Source organism: Mesorhizobium sp. M7A.F.Ca.CA.002.04.1.1, from assembly GCF_004022805.1.
Taxonomy (GTDB): Bacteria; Pseudomonadota; Alphaproteobacteria; order Rhizobiales; family Rhizobiaceae; genus Mesorhizobium; species Mesorhizobium ciceri.
The window spans coordinates 1-2,160 of sequence record NZ_RZPL01000873.1; the positions used below are offsets into that span (position 1 = coordinate 1).

General features: G+C 63.7%; 2 protein-coding genes. Both read left to right on the top strand.

What is annotated here, in order from left to right; translation table 11 throughout:
- Positions 1-853: acyl-CoA dehydrogenase family protein (locus ENZ75_RS29750; RefSeq protein ID WP_128278546.1), on the top strand; the 853-nt coding region annotated here is incomplete at its 5' end.
- A gap of 2 nt (positions 854-855) precedes the next feature.
- Positions 856-2,160: carboxyl transferase domain-containing protein (locus tag ENZ75_RS29755; protein ID WP_128278547.1), on the top strand; the 1,305-nt coding region annotated here is incomplete at its 3' end.

Genomic DNA, 2,160 nt, shown 5'->3' on the forward strand with positions numbered 1-2,160 from the left:
CCGCTGGGCGACGCAGGCGCAGAAGGAAAAATACCTGCCGCCGCTGTGCTCGGGCGAGCGAGTCGGCGCGCTGGCGATGTCGGAATCCGGCGCCGGCTCGGACGTCGTCTCGCTGAAGCTGCGCGCCGAAAAGCGCAATGACCGCTACGTGCTCAACGGCACCAAGATGTGGATCACCAACGGGCCGGACGCCGAGACGCTGGTGGTCTATGCCAAGACGGATCCGGACCAGAAATCGCGCGGCATCACCGCCTTCATCGTCGAGAAGGCTTTTGCCGGATTTTCCGTGGCGCAAAAGCTCGACAAGCTCGGCATGCGCGGCTCCAACACCGGCGAGCTGGTGTTTAGGGATGTCGAGGTGCCCTTCGACAACGTGCTGCATGAGGAAGGGCGCGGCGTCGAAGTGCTGATGTCTGGCCTAGACTATGAGCGCACGGTGCTTGCCGGCGGCCCGATCGGCCTGATGGCGGCGTGCCTCGACGTGGCAATCCCCTATGTGCATGAGCGCAAGCAGTTCGGACAGGCGATCGGCGAGTTCCAACTGGTGCAGGGCAAGCTGGCCGACATGTACACGACGCTGAATGCCGCGCGCGCCTATGTCTATGCCGTCGCCGCCGCCTGCGATCGTGGCCAGACGACGCGCAAGGATGCCGCCGGCTGCGTGCTGTTTGCCGCCGAGAAGGCGACGCTGATGGCGCTCGACGCCATCCAGCTGCTTGGCGGCAACGGCTACATCAACGACTATCCAACCGGCCGCCTGTTGCGCGATGCCAAGCTCTACGAGATCGGCGCCGGCACCAGCGAAATCCGCCGCTGGCTGATCGGCCGCGAGATCATGGCGGAGGGGGTGTAGGTATGGCCACGTTGCAAACCCAGATCTCCCCCTCCTCCGAAACCTTCCGTGCCAACGCCGAGCGCATGCGGGCGCTGGTCGCCGACATTGCGGAAAAGGCCGCCACCGTCGAGCTCGGCGGTTCGGAGGAAGCGCGTGAGCGCCATGTCTCGCGCGGCAAGCTTCTGCCGCGCGAGCGCCTTGCGCAATTGCTGGATGTCGGCTCACCCTTCCTCGAGATCGGCCAGTTCGCGGCATGGTCGATGTATGGCGAGGAGATCTCTTCGGCCGGCATGATCGCCGGCATCGGCCGCGTCGAAGGCACCGAGGTGATGGTCGTCGTCAACGACGCCACCGTGAAGGGCGGCACCTATTATCCGCTGACCGTGAAGAAGCATTTGCGGGCGCAGGAGATCGCACTGCAGAACAATCTTCCCTGCATCTACCTCGTCGACAGCGGCGGCGCCAATCTGCCCAACCAGGAGGAGGTGTTTCCCGACCGCGAGCATTTCGGCCGCATCTTCTACAACCAGGCCAACATGTCGGCATCAGGCATTCCGCAGATCGCCTGCGTCATGGGTTCGTGCACGGCGGGCGGCGCCTATGTGCCGGCAATGTCCGACGAGACGATCATGGTGCGCAATCAGGCAACCATCTTCCTCGGCGGCCCGCCGCTGGTGAAGGCGGCGACGGGCGAGGATGTCAGTGCCGAGGATCTCGGCGGTGCGGATGTGCACACCAGGCTTTCCGGTGTTGCCGACCACTATGCGCTGGACGACGACCATGCCCTCGCCATCTGCCGGCGCATCGTCAAGAACCTGAATCGGAACAAGACTGTAAGCCTGAACTCTAGGAGAGCGATTCCGCCGCTTCATCCGGCGGATGAACTTTATGGCATCGTGCCGACCGACCTGCGCCAGCCCTATGACGCGCGCGAGGTCATCGCGCGCGTCGTCGACGGTTCCGAATTCGACGAGTTCAAGCAGAATTACGGCACCACGCTGATCACCGGCTTTGCCCATCTCCATGGCGTGCCGGTCGGCATCATCGCCAACAACGGCGTGCTGTTTTCCGAAAGCGCGCTGAAGGGCGCGCACTTCATCGAACTGTGCTGCCAGCGCAAAATTCCATTGGTCTTCCTGCAGAACATCACCGGCTTCATGGTCGGTCGAAAATATGAAGCAGGCGGCATCGCCAAGGATGGCGCCAAGCTGGTGATGGCGGTTGCCACCGCCAGGGTGCCGAAGGTGACTGTCATCATCGGCGGTTCGTTCGGCGCCGGCAATTACGGCATGTGCGGCCGCGCCTATTCACCGCGCTTCCTGTGG